The organism is Janthinobacterium kochi, assembly GCF_051380715.1.
Classification (GTDB): Bacteria; Pseudomonadota; Gammaproteobacteria; order Burkholderiales; family Burkholderiaceae_D; genus Janthinobacterium.
Genome location: NZ_JBNYXO010000003.1, coordinates 510,620 through 533,607 on the forward strand (window position 1 = coordinate 510,620; position 22,988 = coordinate 533,607).

General features: G+C 64.9%; 17 protein-coding genes. 9 read left to right on the plus strand and 8 right to left on the minus strand.

The genetic code is table 11. From position 1 onward, the window contains the following. Positions 1-54: 54 nt before the first annotated feature. From ACQ4WL_RS09860 to ACQ4WL_RS09900, 9 genes are all read left to right on the plus strand, one after another. On the plus strand, positions 55-3,753 hold the full coding sequence (locus ACQ4WL_RS09860; RefSeq protein WP_436509539.1) for a nitrate reductase subunit alpha: 3,699 nt from the start codon (positions 55-57) through the stop codon (positions 3,751-3,753). A gap of 1 nt (position 3,754) precedes the next feature. Beyond that, entirely contained in the window at positions 3,755-5,305 is a 1,551-nt protein-coding gene (gene narH, locus ACQ4WL_RS09865; RefSeq protein ID WP_436509540.1) for a nitrate reductase subunit beta, read from the plus strand. 21 nt (positions 5,306-5,326) lie between these two features. Then, positions 5,327-5,971, plus strand: coding sequence for a nitrate reductase molybdenum cofactor assembly chaperone (gene narJ, locus ACQ4WL_RS09870; RefSeq protein ID WP_436509541.1), 645 nt, complete (start codon positions 5,327-5,329; stop codon positions 5,969-5,971). A 27-nt stretch (positions 5,972-5,998) separates the two neighbouring features. After that, complete coding sequence (gene narI, locus ACQ4WL_RS09875) at positions 5,999-6,685, plus strand: respiratory nitrate reductase subunit gamma (RefSeq protein WP_436509542.1); 687 nt, start codon at positions 5,999-6,001, stop codon at positions 6,683-6,685. Positions 6,686-6,700: 15 nt separating this feature from the next. Beyond that, complete coding sequence (locus ACQ4WL_RS09880) at positions 6,701-7,462, plus strand: peptidylprolyl isomerase (protein ID WP_436509543.1); 762 nt, start codon at positions 6,701-6,703, stop codon at positions 7,460-7,462. Positions 7,463-7,564: 102 nt separating this feature from the next. After that, positions 7,565-8,551 carry a GTP 3',8-cyclase MoaA gene (gene moaA, locus ACQ4WL_RS09885; protein ID WP_436509544.1) on the plus strand — a complete coding sequence of 329 codons (987 nt, stop codon included), beginning with the start codon at positions 7,565-7,567 and terminating at the stop codon, positions 8,549-8,551. A 122-nt stretch (positions 8,552-8,673) separates the two neighbouring features. Continuing rightward, positions 8,674-10,575, plus strand: coding sequence for a type IV pili methyl-accepting chemotaxis transducer N-terminal domain-containing protein (locus ACQ4WL_RS09890; protein WP_436509545.1), 1,902 nt, complete (start codon positions 8,674-8,676; stop codon positions 10,573-10,575). Positions 10,576-10,599: 24 nt separating this feature from the next. Beyond that, on the plus strand, positions 10,600-11,262 hold the full coding sequence (locus ACQ4WL_RS09895; RefSeq protein WP_034751227.1) for a response regulator: 663 nt from the start codon (positions 10,600-10,602) through the stop codon (positions 11,260-11,262). Between the two features lie 137 nt (positions 11,263-11,399). After that, positions 11,400-12,611 carry an NnrS family protein gene (locus ACQ4WL_RS09900; protein WP_436509546.1) on the plus strand — a complete coding sequence of 404 codons (1,212 nt, stop codon included), beginning with the start codon at positions 11,400-11,402 and terminating at the stop codon, positions 12,609-12,611. A gap of 7 nt (positions 12,612-12,618) precedes the next feature. On the opposite strand, the gene ACQ4WL_RS09905 is transcribed toward ACQ4WL_RS09900, so the two are convergent. The 8 genes from ACQ4WL_RS09905 to ACQ4WL_RS09940 all read right to left on the minus strand — a co-directional run bounded on the left by ACQ4WL_RS09905 (position 12,619) and on the right by ACQ4WL_RS09940 (position 22,976). Further along, on the minus strand, positions 12,619-12,744 hold the full coding sequence (locus ACQ4WL_RS09905; RefSeq protein ID WP_436509547.1) for a hypothetical protein: 126 nt from the start codon (positions 12,742-12,744) through the stop codon (positions 12,619-12,621). Between the two features lie 30 nt (positions 12,745-12,774). Continuing rightward, positions 12,775-16,212 (minus strand): response regulator, encoded by a 3,438-nt coding sequence (locus ACQ4WL_RS09910; RefSeq protein WP_436509548.1) that lies wholly within the window; start codon positions 16,210-16,212, stop codon positions 12,775-12,777. 48 nt (positions 16,213-16,260) lie between these two features. Beyond that, entirely contained in the window at positions 16,261-17,979 is a 1,719-nt protein-coding gene (locus ACQ4WL_RS09915; RefSeq protein ID WP_436509549.1) for a sensor histidine kinase, read from the minus strand. A 152-nt stretch (positions 17,980-18,131) separates the two neighbouring features. Further along, positions 18,132-20,345, minus strand: coding sequence for a hybrid sensor histidine kinase/response regulator (locus ACQ4WL_RS09920; RefSeq protein WP_436509550.1), 2,214 nt, complete (start codon positions 20,343-20,345; stop codon positions 18,132-18,134). Beyond that, positions 20,342-20,704, minus strand: coding sequence for an Hpt domain-containing protein (locus ACQ4WL_RS09925; RefSeq protein WP_436509551.1), 363 nt, complete (start codon positions 20,702-20,704; stop codon positions 20,342-20,344). Before ACQ4WL_RS09925 ends, ACQ4WL_RS09920 begins: the two co-directional genes overlap by 4 nt. Before the next feature lie 36 nt (positions 20,705-20,740). Beyond that, positions 20,741-21,367 carry a response regulator gene (locus ACQ4WL_RS09930; protein ID WP_436509552.1) on the minus strand — a complete coding sequence of 209 codons (627 nt, stop codon included), beginning with the start codon at positions 21,365-21,367 and terminating at the stop codon, positions 20,741-20,743. 74 nt (positions 21,368-21,441) lie between these two features. Beyond that, positions 21,442-22,356 (minus strand): HDOD domain-containing protein, encoded by a 915-nt coding sequence (locus tag ACQ4WL_RS09935; RefSeq protein WP_436509553.1) that lies wholly within the window; start codon positions 22,354-22,356, stop codon positions 21,442-21,444. Beyond that, entirely contained in the window at positions 22,353-22,976 is a 624-nt protein-coding gene (locus tag ACQ4WL_RS09940) for a hypothetical protein (protein ID WP_436509554.1), read from the minus strand. The genes ACQ4WL_RS09935 and ACQ4WL_RS09940 overlap by 4 nt, the downstream gene beginning before the upstream one ends. Positions 22,977-22,988 lie beyond the last annotated feature (12 nt).

Here is a 22,988-nt window from a genome sequence, read left to right on the forward strand (position 1 = left end):
CTTGCAGCGTTTTTATGACCTGGCGCCGCTCCTGCGGCGCAATGTGGAGGTAGCATGAGTCACTTTCTGGACCGTCTTAAATTTTTTAGCAAGCCTGCCGAGCCGTTCTCGAACGGCCATGGCACCGTGGTCGACGAAGACCGCACCTGGGAAAACGCCTATCGCCAGCGCTGGCAGCACGACAAGATCGTGCGCTCCACGCATGGCGTGAACTGCACCGGCTCTTGCAGCTGGAAGGTGTATGTCAAGAATGGCCTGATCACCTGGGAAACCCAGCAAACCGATTACCCGCGCACGCGACCCGACCTGCCCAACCACGAACCGCGCGGCTGCCCGCGCGGCGCCAGCTATTCCTGGTATGTGTATTCGGCCCAGCGCGTGAAGTATCCGATGGTGCGCGGCCGCCTGATGGAAATGTGGCGCGAAGCGCGCAAGACCATGGACCCCGTCACCGCCTGGGACTGGATCAGCCAGGACCCCGTGCGCTCGCAGCAATACAAGTCCATCCGCGGCCTGGGTGGCTTCGTGCGCGCCACCTGGGAAGAATCGAATGAAATCATCGCCGCCGCGAATGCGCTGACGATCAAGAAATACGGCCCGGACCGCATTGTCGGCTTTTCGCCGATTCCCGCCATGTCCATGGTCAGCTATGCCTCCGGCACGCGCTACCTGTCCCTGATCGGCGGCGTGGCCCTGAGCTTCTATGACTGGTATTGCGACTTGCCGCCCGCCAGCCCGCAAGTGTGGGGCGAACAGACGGACGTGCCGGAATCGGCCGACTGGTACAACTCGACCTATCTGATGGTGTGGGGCTCGAACGTGCCGATGACGCGTACGCCGGACGCCCACTTCTACACGGAAGTGCGCTACAAGGGCACGAAAACCGTGGCCATCTCGCCCGACTATGGCGAAATGGTGAAGTTCGGCGACATCTGGCTGGCCCCGAAGCAGGGCACGGACGCGGCGCTGGCCCTGGCCATGGGCCACGTCATTCTCAAGGAATTCCACTCGGAAGGGCAGAGCGCCTACTTCCGCGACTATGCGCGCCAATACACGGACTTCCCCATGCTGGTGCTGCTCAAGGAGCATAACGGCACACTGGTGCCCGATTACTTCCTGCGCGCTTCGCACCTGGACAACAACCTCGACGAAACCAACAATCCTGAATGGAAAACCCTGGTCATCGACGAAACCACGGGTGCGATTACCGCGCCGGCCGGCTCCATCGGTTTCCGCTGGGGTGAGTCGGGCAAGTGGAACCTGGAACAGAAGGCCGGCGGCAGCGGCGTGCCCATCGTGCCGATGCTGTCCATGATCAACGACAGCGACGCGGTCACGGAAGTGGGTTTCGCCTACTTCGGCGGCAAGGATGCGTCCGACATGCTGCTGCGCAAGGTACCGGTGAAAACCATCCGCCTGGCCGACGGCACGACTGCCCTGGTCACCACCGTGTTTGACCTGACGCTGGCCAACTACGGCATTGACCGTGGCCTGGGCGGCGAAAACGTGGCGGAAAGCTATGACGACGACGTGCCGTACACCCCCGCATGGCAGGAAAAGCACACGGGCGTGAAACGCGCCGACGTGATTACCGTGGCGCGCCAGTTCGCGCAGAACGCGGACCAGACACGCGGCAAGAGCATGGTCATCGTGGGCGCCGGCCTGAATCACTGGTATCACATGGACATGACCTATCGCGGCATCATCAATATGCTGATGATGTGCGGCTGTATCGGCCAGTCCGGCGGCGGCTGGGCGCATTACGTGGGCCAGGAAAAACTGCGTCCGCAAACGGGCTGGACGCCGCTGGCCTTCGCCCAGGACTGGGTACGCCCGATGCGCCAGATGAATGGCACCTCGTTCTTCTATGCGCACACCAGTCAGTGGCGCCACGAAAAGCTGGAAACGGGCGATATCGCCTCGCCATCGGCGGCCAGCGGCACGGGCGACCTGACCCTGCTCGACTACAACGCCAAGGCCGAGCGCATGGGCTGGCTGCCATCGGCACCGCAGCTGCAAACCAATCCGCTGGAAGTGGCCAAGGCCGCCAAGGCGGCAGGGCAGGCGCCAGCCGCGTATGCGCTCGACCAGATCAAGGCGGGCCAGCTGCAGTTTTCGTGCGACGACCCGGACAATCCGGCCAACTTCCCGCGCAATATGTTTGTCTGGCGCTCGAATATCCTGGGCAGCTCGGGCAAGGGCCACGAGTACTTCCTGAAATACCTGCTGGGCACGCAGAATGGTTTGCTCAGCGACGAAGATGACTGCATCACGCCGAAACAGGTGAAAGTGCGTCCTGCCGCCGAAGGCAAGCTCGATCTGCTGGTGGTGCTGGACTTCCGCATGTCGACCACCTGCCTGTACGGCGACGTGGTGCTGCCGACGGCCACCTGGTACGAAAAAGATGACTTGAACACCTCGGACATGCATCCCTTCATCCACCCGCTGTCGGAAGCCGTGCAACCGTTGTGGCAATCGAAGTCGGACTGGGAAATTTACAAAGGGCTGGCCGAGAAATTCTCGGAAATCGGCGGCGAACTGCTGGGTACCCAGCAAGACATCATCCTCACGCCGCTGATGCACGATACGCCCGGTGAACTGGGTCAGCCTTTCGATCCCAAGGATTGGCGCGCCGGCGAATGCGACGCCATTCCAGGCAAGACCATGCCGAACATGACCGTGGTCGAGCGCAATTACCGCGACGTCTACAAGAAATTCACCTCGATCGGACCGCTGCTGGAAACCATCGGCAACGGCGGCAAGGGCATTTCCTGGAAAACGGGGCATGAAGTCGACGTGTTGCGCGGCATCAACCGCACGGTGCTCGATGACGGCGTGTCGAAAGGCCAGCCGCGCCTGGACACGGCCATCGATGCAGCCGAGATGATCCTGACGCTGGCGCCGGAAACGAATGGCCACGTGGCCGTTAAAGCCTGGGCCGCGCTGTCGGCCATCACGGGACGCGAGCACACGCATCTGGCCAAGCCGCGCGAGCATGACAGCATCCGCTTCCGCGATGTGCAGGCGCAGCCGCGCAAGATCATTTCCTCGCCCACCTGGTCGGGTCTGGAAAGCGAAGAAGTCAGCTACACGGCCGGCTATACGAACGTGCATGAAATGATCCCATGGCGCACGCTGACGGGCCGCCAGCAGTTTTACCAGGATCACCTGTGGATGCGCGATTTCGGCGAAGGCCTGTGCGTGTACAAGCCGGCGATCAACACCAAGACGACGGAAGCGCTGCTGGGCACAAAACCGAACGGCAACAAGGAACTGGCGCTGAACTTTTTGACGCCGCACCAGAAATGGGGCATCCACTCCACGTATTCGGACAACCTGCGCATGCTGACCCTGTCGCGCGGCGGACCGCACGTGTGGCTGTCGGAAATCGACGCGAAGACGGCCGGCATCGTCGACAACGACTGGATCGAGGTCTTCAACGTGAACGGCAGCCTGACGGCGCGGGCCGTCGTCAGCCAGCGCATCCCGTCCGGCATGACGATGATGTACCACGCGCAGGAAAAGATCATCAACGTGCCTGGCGCGGAGATGACGGGCAAGCGGGGCGGCATCCATAACTCCGTGACGCGCGCCGTGCCCAAGCCGACGCACATGATCGGCGGCTATGCGCAACTGGCGTACGGCTTCAATTACTACGGCACGGTGGGCTCCAACCGCGATGAATTCGTATTGGTGCGCAAAATGAACAAGGTCGATTGGCTGGAAGGCCCGTTGCAGGAAGAAGGAGCATAGTATGAAAATCAGAGCGCAAATCGGCATGGTGCTGAACCTGGACAAGTGCATCGGTTGCCACACCTGTTCCGTCACGTGCAAGAACGTGTGGACCAGCCGTGACGGCGTCGAGTACGCATGGTTCAACAACGTTGAAACCAAACCGGGCATCGGCTATCCGAAGCAGTGGGAAAATCAGGACAAGTGGAATGGCGGCTGGCGCCGCACGGACGCGGGCAAGATCGAGCCGCGTCAGGGCAGCCGTTTGAAGATCCTGGCCAATATCTTTGCCAACCCGAACCTGCCGGCCATCGACGAGTACTACGAGCCGTTCACCTACGACTACGAGCACCTGCAAAGCGCACCGCTGTCGCAGACGCCGCCGACCGCCCGTCCCATCTCCGTGCTGACCGGGAAGAAGATGGAAAAGATCGAATGGGGTCCGAATTGGGAGGATGACCTGGGGGGCGAGTTCGCCCACCGCAGCAAGGACAAGCTGTTCGACAACATGCAGAAGGAAATGTACGGCACGTTCGAAAACACCTTCATGATGTATCTGCCGCGCCTGTGCGAGCATTGCCTCAATCCGACGTGCGTGGCGTCTTGCCCGTCCGGTTCCGTGTACAAGCGCGAAGATGACGGCATCGTGCTGATCGACCAGGACAAGTGCCGCGGCTGGCGCATGTGCATCTCCGGTTGTCCGTACAAGAAGATTTACTACAATTGGTCGTCCGGCAAGGCCGAGAAGTGCACGTTCTGCTTCCCCCGCATCGAGGCTGGCCAGCCTACCGTGTGCTCGGAAACGTGCGTGGGCCGCATCCGCTACCTGGGCGTGCTGCTGTACGACGCCGACAAGATCGAGGCTGCCGCCTCCGTGCCGCAAGAGCAGGACCTGTACCAGGCGCAGCTCGACCTGTTCCTCGACCCGCACGACCCGGCCATCATCGCCGAGGCGCGCCGCCAGGGCATCCCTGACCTTTGGCTGGAAGCGGCCGTCAAGTCGCCCGTCTACAAGATGGCTGTCGAGTGGAAGGTGGCGTTCCCGCTGCATCCCGAATACCGCACCTTGCCGATGGTGTGGTACGTGCCACCCCTGTCACCGATCCAGGCGGCCGCCGAATCGGGCAAGCTGGGTGTGAACGGCATGCTGCCGGATACGCAAAGCCTGCGCATTCCCGTGCAGTACCTGGCCAATTTGCTGACGGCCGGCGACCAGCCGCCCATCGTCACGGCGCTGGACCGCATGCTGGCCATGCGTGCCTATATGCGCAGCAAGACCGTCGAAAAAGTTGAGAACCTCACGGTCCTGAAACAGGTGGGCTTGACCAAGGCGCAGGTGGAGGACATGTACCACATCATGGCGATTGCCAATTACGAAGACCGCTTCGTCATCCCCAGCAGCCACAAGGAAATGGCCGAGGACAGCTTCAACGAGAAGGGTTCGTGCGGCTTCAGCTTCGGCAACGGCTGCTCGGACGGCACCAGTGAACCGACCTTGTTCGGCAAGAAAAAACACGGTTCGGCCATCTTCATGCAGATGCCGAAGTCGCGCAAAACGGCGCCAGGCGCTTAAGGAGCTGAGATGATACACGCTATGAATCACTATCAAATCCTCTCGCGCCTGCTGCTGTATCCGGAGCCCGAGCTGATCGCGCACCTGCCGCAGCTCGATGCTGCGCTGGCGGCCGTGCCGGAGCAGCACGCGCTGCTGCTGCCCTTGCTGGCGCACCTGGAAAGCAGCAGCCTGATCGACCTGCAGCAGCAGTACGTGGCCACGTTTGACCGCAATCCGTCGCATTCGCTGCACCTGTTCGAGCATATCCATGGCGAATCGCGCGACCGGGGCCAGGCCATGGTCGACCTGATGGAGGAATACAAGCGCCATGGCTTGCAGATGACGGGCGACGATTTGCCCGACTTCGTGCCGCTGTTCCTGGAATTTCTGGCGCAGCTCGACGAGGCGGCATCGGCGCCGCTGCTGGGCGACGCGGTCCACGTGCTGGCGCATATCGGCCGCAAGCTGACGGTCAACGGCAGCCCATATGCGCCCGTCTTCACGGTGCTCGAGCGCCTCAGCCCCGTGGCGGCCGAAATGCTGGCCGAACCGCCGATCCGCGACATGGATGAAGCGCTGGAAACCTTCGGTCCCGGTGCGGATGGCGTCGAGCCCTTGCTGCGTCAAGCCCCGGGCGGCGTCCATCCCGTGCATTTTCACCCGCAGCCGCGCCGCGCCGCTTGAAGCGCGCCCGCATGAGGAGAGTACATCATGAGTAATTACTTGCATCAATTTGTGTATGGCATTTATCCATACATCGCGCTGGCCATCTTTTTCCTCGGCAGCCTGATCCGCTTCGACCGCGAGCAATACACGTGGAAGTCCGATTCCAGCCAGCTGCTGCACCGTGGCAGCCTGCGCCTGGGCAATATCCTGTTCCACATCGGCATCATTGGCTTGCTGTTCGGCCATGCGGCAGGCCTGCTCACGCCCGTCTGGGTGTGGGATACGCTGGGCGTGACGCACAGCCTGAAACAGGGCGTGGCCATGGCGGCCGGCGGCATCATGGGCGGCCTGTGCCTGGCCGGCCTGCTGATCCTGCTGGTGCGCCGCTTTTCCAATGACCGGCTGCGCGCCGTCACCACGGCCGGCGACAAGCTGGTCATGCTGTGGATTTTGCTGACCTTGCTGCTGGGCCTGTCGTCGATCTTTGTCTCGGCTTCGCACATGGATGGCCACATGATGGTCTTGCTGATGAACTGGGCGCAGCACATCGTCACCTTCCGCGCTGACGCCGCCAGCTTCATCGTTGATGCACCGCTGATCTTCAAGCTGCATCTGTTCATGGGCATGTCGCTGTTTGTCATCTTCCCGTTCACCCGTCTGGTGCACGTGTGGAGCGGCTTTGGCGCCATCGGATACCTTGGCCGTGCTTATCAACTGGTGCGCCGCCGCTAAGAAAGGAGCAATATCATGGGAATCTCTGTCAATGGCATCGACATCGACGATGCCGACATCGCGCAGGAACTGCCGCATCACGACAGCGCCGGCAATCCGCTGAAACAGGCCGTGCATGAGCTGGTGCTGCGCCGGCTGCTGCAAGACGAGGCCGAACGCCTCGGCGTGCAGGGCGGCAGTATTGATGACCGCATCGAAGCGCTGTTTGCGCAGGAAGTGCGCGTGCCGCCCGCCGACGATGCGGCTTGCCGCACCTTTTATGCGCAGCGCCCGCAGTTGTTTTGCAGCGGGGCGCTGGTCGAGGCGCGCCACATCCTGTTCCAGGTGACGCCCGAGGCGCCGCTGGAGCTGCTGCGCACGACGGCGCAAGCCGTGCTCGACGCCCTCAAACTGGCGCCGGAACGCTTCGGCGAACTGGCGGCGCAGTACTCGAACTGCCCGTCCGGGGCCTTGGGCGGCAACCTGGGCCAGCTATCGCCGGGCCAGAGCGTGCCGGAATTCGACGCGCTGCTGTTCCGCCTGGAAGAGGGCGCGTTGGCCGGCCATTTGCTGGAAACGCGCTTCGGCTACCACATCGTGCAAGTGCTGCGCCGGGTCGAAGGCCAGGCCATCGCCTACGAGGCGGTGCAGGCGCAGATCGCCGACCGCCTGTCGCGCGCCGCGTGGCAGCGCGCCGTGCACCAGTATCTGCACTTGCTGGTGGGGCGCGCCGAGATCGCCGGCATCGAACTGGAAGGTGCCAGCGTCGAAGGCACAGGCAGCCCGCTGGTTCAGTAGGCTGAAATGCGTAGGCAAAAAGGCGTAGGCCGCTAGGCCTTCTGGGGCACAGCCAGATCGTGCCCCAGCCTTTACAATCACGGAAGAATCAGGAGTAGCGTCATGGGTAGCGTCAAGTTGCAGGACCGTTTTGGCCGTTCGATCGATTATGTGCGGCTGTCCGTCACCGACCGCTGCGATTTGCGCTGCAGTTATTGCATGCCCAAGGGCTTTCGCGGCTTCGAGGAGCCGAAGGGCTGGCTGACGTTCGATGAGATCGAACGCTTGCTGGGTATTTTTGTTCGTCTCGGCACGCGCCGCGTGCGCCTGACAGGCGGCGAGCCCCTGTTGCGGCGCAACCTGCCCGAGCTGGCGCAGCGGCTGTCCGCGCTGCCCGGTTTGCAGGACCTGTCGCTGTCGACGAATGCCACCCAGTTGGGCAAGCATGCCGTGGCCTTGCGCGCGGCGGGCGTGGACCGCATCAATGTCAGCCTGGACTCGCTGGACCGTGCCTGCATGCAGCAGATCACGGGACGCGACAGCCTGCAGCCTATTTTGGACGGCCTGATGGCGGGCAAGGCGGCCGGTTTCGACCCCATCAAGATCAATATGGTGGCCATGCGCGGCGTCAATGACGGCCAGATCGAGGCCATGGCCGCGTTTTGCATCGAGCAGCAGTTCATCTTGCGCCTGATCGAAGCCATGCCGATGGGCAGTACGGGCCGCAATGCCAGCTACATGCCGCTGGGGCCCGTGCGTGAGCACCTGGCGACCCGCTTTGGCCTGGTGCCGCAGGCGCAGGAACTGGGCGGTGGGCCGGCGCGCTATATGGCGACACCCGATGGCCGCTCGAGCATCGGCTTTATCACGCCCATGTCGCAGCATTTTTGCGCCACCTGCAACCGCGTGCGCCTGTCCGTCGATGGTACCCTGTACCTGTGCCTGGGCCAGGAAGAGAAATTCGCCCTTGGCCCCATGCTGCGCGGCGGGGCCACCGATGCGCAGATCGAAGCGGCGATCCGCGCCGCCATCGAACTCAAGCCGCAGCAGCATGATTTCAATACGCAGCCGGACAAGATTATCCGTTTTATGGCGCAGACGGGCGGCTGAGTGGAGGTGTCACTGCTGGGGTCAGACCCGCCGGGTCTGACCCCGGATCTTGGCCTGTGGGTGGAGTGATGTCGCTGACTTGACTGCATAGGGGCCACAAACAGGCATTTATTAGGGGTAGTATGAAATTCAAGGCGATGTTTTCCTCCTGGCAGAAGCTGTCGACCAAGATCGTCGGCGCGCTGCTGCTCATGCTGGTACTGGCCCTGAGTGCCATCGGCTGCACCCTGTTCCTGTCGTGGCAACTCGAAGGCAGCTCTGCCGCCATCAATGAAACGGGCCGCCTGCGCATGCAGACCTACCGTCTGACCCTGCTGCTCGCCAGCGACGCCCGCGAGCAGGCGCGCCAGCAAGTGCTGCTGATCGACGAGACCCTGGCCAAGATCGGCCACGGCGACCCGCAGCGTCCCTTGTTCCTGCCCCCCAGCACGGCCATCAAGTCGGAATTCGACCGCATCGGCGCTGCCTGGCGTGGCGCCTTGCGCCCGGCCGCCCTGGCCGCCGATAGCACCGCGCGCGCGCGCCAGTTCGAGCATGACGCCGATACCTTCGTCGGCCAGGTGGACCAGTTGGTGCGCCTGATCGAGCACGATAGCGAGCAGCGTACCTTCTGGCTGCGCGCCTCGCAGCTGATCCTGGTCGGCATGGCTGTCATCGGCACGGTCAGCATGATTTACCTGATGTTCATGCTCATCATCGAACCGGTCACGCGCCTGCGCCTGGGCATGCAGCGCATGAAGGAACGTGATTTCAGCGTGCGCCTGGCCGTCGAAAGCAATGACGAATTCGGCCAGCTGGCCAGTGGCTTCAACCAGATGGCTGACCGCCTGCAGGCGCTGTACGGCAATCTGGAAGAGGGCGTGCGCAGCAAGACGGCTACCCTGGAATATCGCAACCGCGAACTGGCCCTGCTGTACGAAAGCGCCGCCTTCCTGCAGCGCCCGCAGCCCCTGGAAGACATCTGTGGCGGCTTCATGCAGCGCATCGTTGATTATTTCGAGGCCGACGGCTCCACCGTACGCGTGCTCGACGCCGAGCGGGGCAACCTGCACATGGTGGTGCACCACGGCCTGTCGGAAGAACTGGTAGCATCCGAGCATTGCCTGAAGGTGGGCGACTGCCTGTGCGGCACGGCTGTCGAAATGAAAGTGGCGAAGGTGCACGACATGCGCCGCATCGACAAGGCGCATGAGTTGCGCTGCCACCGCGAGGGCTTTGCCACCGTCTCCGTCTTCCATATCCACGCGCATGAACAGCACCTGGGCTTTTTCAACCTGCATTTTCGCCATGCGCGCGTGTTTTCCGCGCGCGAGCTGGCGCTGCTGGAAACCCTGGGCCAGCTGCTGGGCATCGCGCTGGAAAACCTGCGCCTGGCCGCGCGCGAGCGCGAAATGGCCATTTCTGAAGAGCGCAACCTGGTGGCGCAGGGCTTGCACGACAGCATCGCGCAAAGCCTCAATTTCCTCAACCTGCAGGTGCAGATGCTCGACGACTCCGTGCGCAATGCGCGCTTCGATGAAGTGGCGGGCATCGTGCCGGCCCTGCATGCGGGCGTGAAGGAAAGCTATGAGGATGTGCGCGAACTGCTGGCGAACTTCCGCAGCCGCCTGATGGAAGACGACTTGATCGGCTCCCTGCGCGCGGCGGTGGACAAATTCCGCCGCCAGACGGGCATCGAGGCCGAGCTGCTGGCCGATGTCGATGGTGCGCCATTCCCCCGCGAACAGCAATTGCAGTTACTATTCATCGTGCAGGAAGCGCTGTCGAACATCCGCAAGCACGCCCAGGCCAGCCATGTCGAGGTGCGCCTCGCCGATCATCAGGACTTTACCTTGACGATCAGCGACAATGGCGTCGGCTTCGATGCTTGCGCCGTGCTGGAAAAGGGCGACAACCATGTCGGCATCCATATCATGCGCGAGCGCGCGCAGCGCATCGACGCCACGTTCGACGTGCACGCCTGTCCTGGTGGCGGTACGACCGTCGAACTGCACCTGTCGCGCGAGCAGCGCCGCGCCGCATAAGCAACTATCTGAAAGTACAAAAAAATGGAGACTCCCGATAAACCGATCACCGTCATGCTGGTGGACGACCATGCGCTGTTCCGCAGCGGCATACGCTCGCTGCTGCAGCGGCATACCGACTTTGCCGTGGTGGGCGAGGCGGCCGATGGCGTGGAAGGCATCAAGCGCGCCATCCAGCTGCAGCCTGACGTGGTGCTGCTGGACCTGAACATGGCCGGCATGTCCGGCGTGGAAGCGCTGCAGCTGATGCAGCACGACTGTCCCGACACGGCCATCGTCATGCTCACCGTCTCCGAAGACGCGGAAGACCTGGCGACGGCCCTGCGCGCGGGCGCCTGCGGCTACCTGATCAAGAATATCGACGCCGATTACCTGGTGCGCGCCATCCGCCGCGCGGCCGCCGGCGAAGTCGTCATCGCCGAAGCGATGACGGGCAAGCTGGTGGCGCAGCTGCAGGCGGGCACGCGGCGCGAGGAACCCGTGTCGGAGCTCGACAAGCTCACACCACGCGAAAAGGAAATCATCGACTGCCTGTCGCGCGGCGAGAGCAACAAGGGCATCGCGCGCACCCTCGACCTGGCCGAAAGCACGGTCAAGATCCACGTGCAGAACGTGCTGAAAAAACTTAACCTCACCAGCCGCGTGCAGGCGGCCGTCTACGCGGTCGAGCACCGCCAGGGCAAGTAGCCACCGGTGTGATGGGGTCTGACCCGCCGGGTCAGACCCCATGCTCACTTGTCGCTATCCCTCTAGTCCCTTTTGCCGATGGCAGTCCTTGCGCTTTTAAAGTAGTATATTGAATATATCTTTAGCGCGAGGCCATCATGTCCATCACCCCGATCAGCGAACCTTCTCCCCCTTCCACGACAGCCGGCGCGGCGCCCTGGCATGCCGGCCACGCCGTCTGGCAGCTGGGTTTCCGCCCGTTTTACCTGCTGGCGGCCGTGTTTGCGGCCATCAGCATCCCCCTGTGGCTGGCCAGCTATACCGGCTTGCTTGCGGGGGGCTTGCAGGTGGGCCTGGGCTGGCATATGCATGAAATGGTGTTCGGCTTCGCGCTGGCCGTCGTCGTGGGCTTCCTGTACACGGCGGGGCGCAACTGGACGGGCTTGCCCACGCCGCACGGCGCCCAACTGATGGCGCTGGCGGCGCTGTGGCTGGCAGGGCGCATCGCCATGCTGTGCAGCCCCGGACTGGTGGCGGCGCTGGTCGAGTGGCTGTTCCTGCCGCTGGCCGCCTGGCCCCTGTACCAGGTGCTGCGCCGCTCGGGCAATACGCGCAACCTGTTCCTGGTGGGCCTGCTGGCCTTGCTGGCGCTGGCTAATGGCCTGTTCCACGCGGCCGTGCTGGGCTGGTTGCCGCTGTCGCTGTTCCTGCCCGTACAGGCGGCCATTTTCATCATCGTGCTGATCGAATCGGTGATCGGCGCGCGCGTGATTCCCATGTTTACCCGCAATGGGGCGCCAGGCAGCACGCCCGTGGCCAGTCCGAAGCGGGCGCTGGTCGCCGTGGCCTGCATGGCCGCCGCCGCCATCGCGTGGCTGGCAGGCGCGCCAGCCTGGCTGACGGCACCGCTGGCTTTCTGCGCTGCCGGCGTCTCGCTGGCCAATCTGCTGGCCTGGCAGCCGCAGCGCACCTTGCGCGTGCCCTTGCTGTGGATCTTGCACCTGTCGTATGCGTGGATAGGCGTCGGTTTTGCGCTGCTGGCGGCCGCCAGCCTTGGTCTGCTGCCGGCCAGCGCCGCATTTCACGCGCTGACGGTGGGCTCGATGGCCGGCCTGATCATCGGCATGATGACGCGCACCACCCTGGGCCACACGGGGCGTCCACTGAAGGGCGGCAGGGCGGAAGCGGCGATGTACTGGCTGATCCAGTTGGGCGCGCTGGCGCGCCTGCTGGCCGCCGTCGGTCCCGTCTCGCTGGGCATGCCGCTGCTGCTCGCTGCCGGCGCGTGCTGGTCGCTGGCCTTTGGCTTGTATGCGTGCGTGTATGCGCCGTACCTGTGGCGCGCCAGGGTGGATGGGCGCGAAGGCTAGGTGGGTGTCAGAAAGGGCGCCAGATGATCAGTTTCCTGATTTCCGGCGTCCAGTAGGACAGCGATTCACCCACGATGAATAGCAGCAGACCCAGCATGAGGGCCTTCAGCAGCAAATCCCTGCAGCAGATCATGGTGCCTCCAAAGTTTTTATATTGATAAGTTTATTGTTGGCATGCACTGCCGTGTTGCGTTTCTGGCATGGCCGGCTGGCCGGGTGGTGGCGTCTGCGCCGTGAAGGCAGCGATGGCATTGATGGCGTGCGCCAGGGCCTGTTCCAGTGTATCGAGCGCGGCTGACGCATCGCCGCCGGTGTGCAGCAACTGTTCTGCCTGCTGAGCGGCTTGCAGGGTGGCGGGCAGGGCCAGGCTGCCAGCCTCGCCCGCCAGCTTGTGCGCCAGTGCGGCGGCATCGTCGCGTGCGTTGGCCGCCAGCAGGGCGCGCATGGCGCCCATCGTGTTGCGGTAGGTGCTGCCAAAACGCGACAGATGCTGGCGGTAATGCGCCTCATCGAGCCACTGCGCCATGCCTTGCGCCAGGTCGATCACGGATGCCGCGCCGCACGGCGGCACGGGCATCGTCGCTTCGGCCACGAATGGCGTCAGGGCAGGCAGCCCTCGCGCATGGCGGCGATGCGCGCGCGCAATCAGGGCGATGGTCTGCGGCACGTCGAACGGTTTGCTGATGAAATGATTCACGCCCGCTTCCAGTGCCGCCGTGCGCTGTGCCTGGAACGCCCCGGCCGTCAGCGCCACCACCGGCAGGTCGTGAAACTGCGGCAACTGGCGCAGCGCCCGCGTCGCCTGCAAGCCATCCATGACGGGCATCTGCACATCCATCAGCACGATGTCAACGGCGGCGGGGTGGGCCAGCAGCCAGTCCAGCGCCTGCCTGCCATCGCAGGCGAACGACGGCACTGCCCCCTGATCGCACAGGATATGGTTGACCACATCGCGATTGATTTCGCTGTCGTCGACCACCAGCACGCGCACGCCGGCAAGCGCGCGTTCTTCCAGCGTAGCCAGGCTGGGATCCACGCCGGCAGCTCTGGCGCGCTGCTGGCGCGCTTCCATCGTCGCGTTGTACAGGCTGGAAGCCGTCACCGGTTCGTTGAGGACGGCGTCGGCTGGATCGGTCGGGTCCGTATGGCGCCGCGCTGGCTGCGTGGCTGGCGCGTCGCTTGCCGCCAGGATGATGATGGGGCAGTCCTGCGGTGGCAGGTGTTCGCGCAGCGCGCGCGCCGTGGCTTCGCCATCGAGCTCCGGCATGCGCGCGGCCAGCAGGACGACGCCAGGCCGCGCGCCCTCGGCGCAGGCGAGTGCATGCTCGAGGGCCGCCCGTCCACCGGACACGGCATGCACGCTCCAGCCCAGGCCGCGCGCCACGGCGGCAACGGCATCGCGCGTGTCGGCGTTGGCATCGGCCAGCAGGGCATGCAAAGCTTTCATGTCGGGCGAGGACAGGGCGCCGGCGCGCATCAGTTGCAGCGGCACCGTGAAACTGAAGTCGCTGCCCTGGCCCGGGCCGCTTTTCAGGCGCAGCGAGCCGCCCATCAGGCTGACCAGCTGGCGGCAGATGGTCAGGCCCAGGCCCGTGCCGCCGAAGCGGCGCGTGGTGGAGCTGTCGGCCTGGGCGAAGGCCGAAAAAATCGCCTCCTGCACGTCGGGGGCGATGCCGATGCCCGTGTCGCGCACGCTGAAGCGTAGCACCGCGGCGTCGCCGTCGCGGCTCTCCAGTGTGGTCAACAGCTCGACCGTACCTTGCGCCGTGAACTTGATGGCATTGCTGGTCAGGTTGACCAGCACCTGCTCCAGACGCAGCGCGTCGCCCAGCACCTGCTCCACACCATCGGGCAGTGGCCCGATCCGCACGGCGATGGGCTTGTCATGCGCGGCAACGCCCATGCTGGCGGCAATCTTCTCGACCACGTCGGCCAGGCGAAACGGCGCCTGCTCGATGGTCATGTGGCCCGCCTCGATTTTCGACACGTCGAGCACATCGTTGATGATGCCCAGCAAGGACTGGCCGGCGGCGCGGATCTTGCGCGTCATCTGCAGCCCTTCTTCATCCAGGCTGCCCCTTTCCAGCAGCCAGGCCATGCCGAGGATGGCGTTGAGCGGCGAGCGGATTTCATGGCTCATGTTGGCGAGAAATTCCGCCTTGCTGCGGTTGGCCGCTTCGGCCGCATCGCGCGCCAGCAGCATGGCCTCTTCGGCCTGCTTTTGCGCGGAAATGTCCTGCGCAAAGATCAAGGTGGCCGGTCCATCCTTGAGCATCACGCGCGTGCTGGTCTTGAGGATGGGCACGGGCCGGCCCTGCTTGTCCAGGCCGACGGCTTCAAACATCTGCTCGCTGGCCGAATCGGCCTCGATCAGCGCTTCGTGGCTTGCCAGCGCGACTTGCGAGGCCGCCGTGAGCATGGCGCGCCAGGGCATGCCGCTCAGGTCATCCCCGAGGGCATAGCCATACAGGTGGCGGTAGCGCGGATTGGAGTACACGAAGCGGCCATGGCGCAGGATGGCGATGGCCACGGGCGCATCTTCGATCAAGGTGCGAAAGCGCGCCTCGCTGTCGGACACGGCTTGCATGGCCTGGCGCTCCCTTTCCTGTTCCACCTGCCAGGCGGCCTGTTGACGGCGCCGCCGCTGGCTCCAGAACAGCAGGCTGGCCCCGGCCAGCGCCAGCATGGCAAAGCAAAGGATGTAGCCCAGCGCCTGCCGCCGCAGCGGGGCGGCGATGGCCGCTTCTTCGCGGCTCAGGCCGATGATCAGGGCGCGGTCCATGTGCAGCGCGGGAGGCGCGATGGTCGCCATGGCCATGATGCGGGGTGCGGCGGCGCCGGTGAGCTTGACGCCGCTCAGCACGCCCGCCTGATAGCCGCTGTCGCGGAAGCGCCGCAGGAAGCTGCCGGGCAGGTCCACATTGCCGCCATTGGCGCTCTTGGGGGGGTAGTTCAGGAATTGCCGGCCGTCGCCATGCAGCACCACGGCCCAGACATCGGCGGCATACATGGCGGTGCGGAACTTGGCCGTGAAGTATTCGCGGTCAAAGGTCGCCACCACCACGCCGGCAAAGCGGCCCTGCTTGTCCTGCACCATGCGCGACGCCGTGATGACCAGATCCCCCTTGAAGGAATGGAAGGGCGCCGAGATGTACAGCATGCGCGCATCCGGGGCGTCGCGCGCCGTCTGGAAGTAGCCGCGGCGCGAAAAATCCTGGTTGGCCAGTTCCGCGATATTGGTGGCGATAGGCTTGCCCTGTGCATCGATGACCAGCACGGTGCGCACGCCCGGCATGGCGTCGACCAGCGCGGCCAGGCGCCGGGGCAGGGCTTGGCCGGCGTCGGGCGCGGTGCCAGCGGCAAGATAGTCGCGGATCACGCCGCCGAGTACCAGGTTGGTCGCTGCCAGGTCGACTTCAATATTTTTTGCCAGCAGTGCCGTCAGCACGCTGAGCCGTTCACGCTCGGCCGCGTCGTGCCGCGAGGCTTCGGCCAGATGCGCGTAGCCAAGAGCCGTAGCCACGAGGAGCAGCCCGAGAAGTAAAAACAGCCATTCGATCCATTGTCTGCGCACTGCCGCCGCATCTGTGTGATAGGTCATGTGGCGATGCTATACCCGATATGCACGGAGAACAACTTTTGCGCACAACTATGCATGCGATAGTGTGGTCAATTTGTCGCCTGCCATCATCACGCTGGCCGTGCCGCCCAGCGGCAGGCGCAGGCGGAAGACGGCGCCTTGGCCCGGCGCGGACGCCACGCCGATGCTGCCGCCCATCAGCAAGACGAGCTGGCGCGCGATGGCCAGGCCCATGCCTGCGCCGTCATGGGCGCGGCTCGGCGAGTCGTCGGCCTGCGAGAATTTGTCGAAGATGATCCCCTGCTGCGCCTGCACGATGCCGATGCCCGTATCGCGCACCTCGATCTGCAGGTCCGCGCCACTCGCCATGACGTGGACATCGACCCGACCTGCGGAGGTGTAACGGATGGCATTGTCGAGCAGGATATCGAGCACACGCACCAGACGGACGCGGTCGCAATCGATGCTGAGCGGCGTTGCGGGCGCCACATCCAAGGCCAGCAGCAGGCCCTTGTGCGCCGCGCGCTGCCGGTGCGGCGCCAGCGCCAGCGCCAGCAGCTGGTCCAGCGGCACGGCGGCAGACTCCAGCCGCACCTGGTCGTTTTCGAGCGCGCTCAGTTCCATCGCCGCCTCAACCATGGCCAGCAATTGGCGGCCGCTGTCCTGTATCATTTGCGCGTAGGCGGCCTGTTCCGGCTCGCGCAGCTGCTCGAGCAGCAGTTCTGAGAACCCCAGGATGCCATTCAGGGGAGTGCGCAATTCATGCGACATGTTCGACAGGAAGCGCGACTTGGCCTCGCTGGCGGCGATGGCCCTGGCGCGGCTGTCGACCAGGCGGCCGATCAGCAGCACCAGCGCAGCCCAGGACAGCACGATCAGCGCGCTCGTGACGGCAGCCATCAGCAAGGCCTGGTTGCGGCGCGAGACGTAGTCGGCCAAGACCGTGTCGCGGTCCAGTCCGACCAGCATGTAGAGCGGGTAGTTGGCCAGTTTTTCGAAGGCGTAAATGCGCAGGGTGCCGTCGACAGGACTGCGCTCGGTGAAGCTGCCCCGCGTGTGACCTTGCATCAAGGCAAATACCTTGCTGGCGCCGACATCCTGGCCGATGGTGTTGACGGCGCCGACCCGGCGCGCGCGCACTACGCCGTCGCTGCCGACGAGCGTGATTGAGCTGTTGTCGCCCAGGTCGACTTCGTCGTACAGGCGCGTAAAGTAATACGGGTCCATCGAGACCACCACCACGCCCTTGAAGCGGCCATCGGCATGGTTGATGCGGCGCGTCATCTGGATCGACCATTTTTTCGACACGCGGCCCAGCACCGGCTTGCTGATATACAGTTCGCCGCTGTCGCGCTGCATGTGTACCCGGATGTGCTCGCGGTCGGCCAGGTGGGTCGGTTTGAAGGGGTGGCTCGACAGTACAGTGTCGCCCCGTTCGTCGACGATGGTAAACAGGTTGTACAGGGGGCCGGGATTGAGGCCTTGCTGCAGGTCCGCCACGATGTCGAGGCGCTTGCCCAGCGCCTGGTAGCGGCTGCGCAGGTAGGTGACCGCCTGATCCGCCGCCTCGATCGTGCGGATCGCGTGTTCGTCGAAGACGCGCGCCATGCTGCGTGCATCGCGCGCGGCATCGGCGACGGCGGCGTCGCGCGCGCGCTGCAATTGCAGCACGGTGATGCTCCACAGCCCCGCCAGCAGGACCGCCATGAAGAGCGACAGCAGGGTGCGCGTATCCCAACCCTCCCAGCGCTTCCAGGCCATGGCTTTCCAGTATCTGTACTCCCGCATGCTGCCTCCGCCAGGTCTGCCGGGTCTGCCAAGTCCGCCACGATGCGCGGATGCCCGGCGTCGCTGGCGCGTTGATTTGTCAATTATAGCGAATATAATTGATTTTATCGAATAAATTGATTTTTATGCGGAAGTGTTGTCTCCAGTGCCGGCTAGCGCGTCAGCCAGCGCTCCACCATCGCGCGCAGCTGGGCGGCCGTAAAGGGTTTGGACAGATAATCGTCCATGCCGGCCGCCACGCAGCGCTGCCGGTCGTCGTCGGTAACGCCGGCCGTCAGCGCGATGACGGGCAGGCGCGGCGCGCCGCTGGCTGTTTCGCGGGCACGCAGGGCCTGGCAAGCCTGGTAGCCATCCATAACGGGCATCATGCAGTCCATCAGGACCAGGTCGTACTGCTGCCCGGCCAGTGCTTGCAGGCCTAGTGCGCCGTTCTCCGCCGTGTCAATGCTGTAACCGCAGGGAGCCAGTTGCAGGCACACCAACTGGCGGTTCAGCGCCGTATCCTCGACCAGCAGGATGCGCGCGCCCGGCACGGATGCCGATGCGGGTGTGGCTTCGGCGGGCGGCGCTGGCGCCGTCTCTGGCTCCGGCGTGGAAGCGCTTGGCGCCTGGGCCGCCTGGCAGGGAAGGCGCACGGTGAAGCGGGAGCCGGCGCCGGGCGCGCTGCTGCAGAAAATCTCGCCGCCCAGCAGCGCCACCAGGTGCTTGCAGATGCTCAGACCCAGGCCCGTGCCGCCATAGGCGCCGCTGATGCTGTCGTCGGCCTGGCAAAACGGCTCGAAGATGCGGCTCAGCTGCTGCTGGCTCATGCCGATGCCCTCGTCGTTGACGCTGGCGACGAGGCAGGCGCTGGCGCCATCCGGCGTGGCCGCTTCCAGGTGCAGGCGCACGGTAATGCTGCCGGAGGGCGTAAACTTGATGGCATTGCTGAGCAGGTTGCCGAGGATTTGCGCGAGGCGCGTGCGGTCCGAGCAAATCAGCTGCGGCACGCTGTTGCCGATGTCGCTGACAAGGTGCAACTTCTTGCCATCGGCTTGCGGGCGGTGCAGCGCCAGCACGTCGTCGAGCAGCAGGCGCGGGTCGAAGTCGCGCAGCTCGATGCCCATCTGGCCTGCCTCCACCTTGGACAGGTCGAGGATGTCGTTCAGGATGCGCATCAGGTGCTGCACGCCATCGCCGATGCGCTGCGCATATTGTTGCTGAGAGGTATCGAGCCTGGTTTCCTGCAGCAGTTCGGCCATGCCGGCGATGCCGGCCATGGGCGTGCGGATCTCGTGGCTCATGACGGCCAGGAAGCGCGACTTGGCGGCATTCGCCGCTTCCGCGCGCGCTTGCAATGCCAGCGCCATGGCCGCGTCGCGTTCCTGGCGCCGCAGCAGGGCCATGATCAGCGCGATGGCCAGGGCCAGCACGAGCAGGCCGACCACGGCCGCGCCGCCCATGGTGCGCAGCATGCGCCGCCAGCCTGCCAGGTAGACCTCGTCCGTCACGGTCACGTTGATGGCCAGCGGATAGTCGCGCACCAGCCGTACGCCGGCCAGGCGGTCGACCGCGCGCCCCTGCTCGGCCGCGCGCGGCGAGTCCACCTGCAGCACGCCATCGGTCTTGCCTTGTTCCAGCAGGCGGTAGGTGCTGCCCGTCAGGTTGCGCTTGCCCATCATGGCTGGCACGGCCGGCCAGCGGGCCAGCAGCGTGTAGTCGCTGCGGTACAGGGAAAAGGCCGTGTGTTCGCCGATGCTGGTGCTCTGGAAGAATTTACTGAAGAAGTCGCACGACAGGCCGACCAGCACCACGCCCAGGAAGCGGCCGTCCTTCCCGCTGATGCGCCGGCTGATATAGAAGGTCCAGGCGCCATTGCCCTTGTTTTGCACGGGCGCGCTGACATGCATGCCGCCGTCCGGGTGGCGCCGGTGATACTCGAAGTAATCGCGCTCGTCGAGGCGGATGGGCGGTGCGGGATAGGCGCGGCTGAAGGCCAGCACGCTGGCATCGCTGCCGACGATGGACACCACGTCCACTTGCGGCACGCCGCCGATCTTGTGTCGCAGCATCTGGTGCATGGCCGGGGTGCCGACGGCGGCGGCCAGCGCGTCCGCGTCTGCGGGGGCGGCGGCCTGGATGTCGTTGCTGACGCTGTCGAGCACCAGGCTGGCCGCCGTCATGCTTTGCGCCGTGTTTTCCGCCAGCAGCAGCGACAGGTTGGACAGGTCCTGCTTCCAGTCATCGACGGCTTCGCGGTACAGCAGCACGCCGGAAACGACGATACGCAGCGCCAGCAGGCACACCAGCACCAGGCCCACCACGGCTGCCGTGGCGCGCGGGCGATAGCGGTGCGCCAGGCGCAAGAAGGCCTGGCGCACGTTCATGCCTGCGCGCCCGTGTACTCGCGCATGCTGCGGCGTACCTCCTGCTCCACTGCGCCGAGCAGCGCTGCCGTTTCCGCCAGCCAGCCGGTTGCCGCCACGCCCTGGTGGCGCACCAGCTGCTCAAGTTCCGCCAGGCGCGCCACCAGGGCGCTGGCGCCCAGCAGCGCCACGGTGCCGCGCAAGGTATGGCAGCTATGCACGATGGCTTGCGCCGCACCGCCCCGTACGGCCTGTTCCACGCGCGCAAACATGGCTGGCGACGTGTCCAGGTAGGTCTGGGACAGGGCGCGGAACATCTCCAGGTCGTGGCCGGTAGCTTGGAATAGCACGGCTGGATCGATGTGGCGATAGGCTGGCATGGTGGTTCCGTGGCGAGGGGGAAGCGGTGGGGCGGGTCAGGCGGCCAGGCTGTTGCGCCGCGCATGGCCGGCACAGCAGGCGCGCAGATAGCCACGCAGCTCGTCGTAATTGACGGGCTTGGCAAAGAACACCACGCCGGGCGGCACGCCACCGCGTTCTTCCAGTTCCTCCGGCGTCAGGCTCGACAGCATGGCGATATGCATGTCCGCCAGCAGTGGGTCGGCCAGGATGGTGCGGATCACTTCGTAGCCGTCGATGCCTTCCATGATGATGTCGGCCAGCAAAATGTCGGGCTGATCGCGGGCGATTTCCATCAGCGCCTGGTAGCCGTTCTCGCAAAAGCGCAAGCTTGACTGCAAGCCCCATGAACCGATCTGCTTTTCATACAGCGCGCGTTCGATCGGATTGTCTTCGATCACCAGGATGGACGGCGGGCGGCCCGATGGTGCGGGGCGGTTGGCCCGTGCCGCGCGCTGGTCCTGGCCTGAGTGGCCGGGATTGCCCTTGTAGGCCTCGACGGCCGCGAGGGGAATGCGCCGGTGGCCGCCCTTGGTCTTCCAGGCTTCGATAACGCCGGCCTCGACCAATTGCTGCACCGATGTGACCGAGATGCCGAGGATTTCGGCAGCCTTTTGGGTAGTGCATACGTCTGCAGTGTGCATGATGGGCTTTTTGCTCGAGGATGAAGTTGAATGGAATGATACGCAATCGCGCTCAAAAAATCAATTTCAACAAATTAGATGAATTCACTAAAAACCTGCCGTGCGGCGGGCCGGACCCTGGTGCCCGTGCGGCAAAGGGCAAGATGGGCCTGCGGCTCCAGGATCTCGCGCCATTCACTCCATTCTGCGTTGCTGTGGCGCAGCAGGGTTTCCAGGTGTTCCGCATCCAGACCCAGTACCCGTGCGGCGGCCATGGCCGGCCCGCGCGGCCCCACGCCATTGCGCAGTATCAGGTCGGCGAAACTGCTGGCCAGTTTCAGCAGCCAGGCCAGCTCTGTCATGCGTCCGGCCTGCCCGAAGCCGGGCGGCGCGGCATGGCATCGCACGGCGTCGCACAGGATGTCCGGCATGCCCCAGCCCCGCATGAGGCTGGCTGACAGCGCCAGTTGATGGTGGCCGAAGCGCCGCGCTTCCTCGCACAGCAGCAGCGCCCTGGCAGCGCCGCCATGCTGGCCCAGCAGTTGTCCATACGCTTGCGGATGCAGCATGGCCAGGGCCAGTTGGCCGATGTTGGCCAGCAAGCCGCAAGTATACAGCTCTTTGGCCGGTGCCAGTTGCAGCGCATCGCCCGTCACGCGGGCGGCGCAGGCCATGGCCAGCGAGTGCGACCAGAATCGCTGCTCGTCGAAGTGCGCACACGTGGCCGCTGGCAGGGCCGGGATGGCGAACGCCTGGCGCAGGGCGGGCAGGCCGATGGCGGCCAGCATCGCGGCGTCGACTGCCACATGTACGCGCTCGCCTGCTGGCACGGCGGCATTCGCCAGGCCGATGACCTTGCCGGTCAGGGCCGGATCGCAGCCCAGTTGTTCGGCCAGCTCATCGAACGCTACCTGCTGCTGGCATAGCGTCGCCAGCCAGTGGCGCCGCCAGGCGGGCGAGGGCAGGATGGCGCCGCCGAGCAGGCTCGCCAGATCGATGTGCGCATTCATGGCCGGCTCCCAATGCCGCTGCAGTCATCCGCCTGCGCGGCGCCTGTTTGCAGGGCCGTGACCGCTTGCGACAGTACGTCGAGCGCCATCAGCAGCTCCACATGCAGGCGGCGCAGCGCGCCGATATCGTTGGAAAAGCCCGCATGCACGGCCTGGCGCGCCAGGGTCTGCAGTGGGAGCAGTCCCATGGCGTAGCTGCTGTCGACAATTTCCTGTGCCAGCACGCGTGCCGGGGCGGGGCGTTCGCAGCGCAGTGCGTGGGCGATGCCGGCCAGGCGGTCGCGCGTCTCGGCCACGAACAGGGCCAGAATCTCCCCCTGCAGGCATCGGTCGTAGCCAAACATGGCATCCAGGCGGTCCAGCTCGAACGGTGGCGTGTCCTGCGCCTCGGGCGCGGGCGGCGGCGCCGTGTCTGCCACCTTGGCCGGTTGGGTGGCCCTGCGCGTTTGCAGCTGCTGATGCAGATCGGCAGCCGGTGCGCAGCCGGCCTGGCGCCAGCGGAGGCGGCGCCAGAGCAGGGCGGCCAGCAGCAGCAACATGCCCGCCAGCGCCAGCGCCGGCCGCATCAGCGAGACATCGTCGCAACGAAGGTAAGGATGGACCGAGAGGAAGGCGTTCATGGCAATGCCTGC

Coding starts and splice junctions, on each gene's coding strand:
- ACQ4WL_RS09860 (WP_436509539.1), top strand. CDS start 55: ATGAGTCACTTTCTGGACCGTCTTAAATTTTTTAGCAAGCCTGCCGAG.
- narJ (WP_436509541.1), top strand. CDS start 5,327: ATGAATCACTATCAAATCCTCTCGCGCCTGCTGCTGTATCCGGAGCCC.
- ACQ4WL_RS09935 (WP_436509553.1), bottom strand. CDS start 22,356: ATGAATGCGCACATCGATCTGGCGAGCCTGCTCGGCGGCGCCATCCTG.
- ACQ4WL_RS09930 (WP_436509552.1), bottom strand. CDS start 21,367: ATGCACACTGCAGACGTATGCACTACCCAAAAGGCTGCCGAAATCCTC.
- moaA (WP_436509544.1), top strand. CDS start 7,565: ATGGGTAGCGTCAAGTTGCAGGACCGTTTTGGCCGTTCGATCGATTAT.
- ACQ4WL_RS09905 (WP_436509547.1), bottom strand. CDS start 12,744: ATGATCTGCTGCAGGGATTTGCTGCTGAAGGCCCTCATGCTGGGTCTG.
- narI (WP_436509542.1), top strand. CDS start 5,999: ATGAGTAATTACTTGCATCAATTTGTGTATGGCATTTATCCATACATC.
- ACQ4WL_RS09895 (WP_034751227.1), top strand. CDS start 10,600: ATGGAGACTCCCGATAAACCGATCACCGTCATGCTGGTGGACGACCAT.
- ACQ4WL_RS09915 (WP_436509549.1), bottom strand. CDS start 17,979: ATGCGGGAGTACAGATACTGGAAAGCCATGGCCTGGAAGCGCTGGGAG.
- ACQ4WL_RS09920 (WP_436509550.1), bottom strand. CDS start 20,345: ATGAACGTGCGCCAGGCCTTCTTGCGCCTGGCGCACCGCTATCGCCCG.
- ACQ4WL_RS09940 (WP_436509554.1), bottom strand. CDS start 22,976: ATGAACGCCTTCCTCTCGGTCCATCCTTACCTTCGTTGCGACGATGTC.
- ACQ4WL_RS09910 (WP_436509548.1), bottom strand. CDS start 16,212: ATGACCTATCACACAGATGCGGCGGCAGTGCGCAGACAATGGATCGAA.
- ACQ4WL_RS09880 (WP_436509543.1), top strand. CDS start 6,701: ATGGGAATCTCTGTCAATGGCATCGACATCGACGATGCCGACATCGCG.
- ACQ4WL_RS09890 (WP_436509545.1), top strand. CDS start 8,674: ATGAAATTCAAGGCGATGTTTTCCTCCTGGCAGAAGCTGTCGACCAAG.
- ACQ4WL_RS09925 (WP_436509551.1), bottom strand. CDS start 20,704: ATGCCAGCCTATCGCCACATCGATCCAGCCGTGCTATTCCAAGCTACC.
- ACQ4WL_RS09900 (WP_436509546.1), top strand. CDS start 11,400: ATGTCCATCACCCCGATCAGCGAACCTTCTCCCCCTTCCACGACAGCC.
- narH (WP_436509540.1), top strand. CDS start 3,755: ATGAAAATCAGAGCGCAAATCGGCATGGTGCTGAACCTGGACAAGTGC.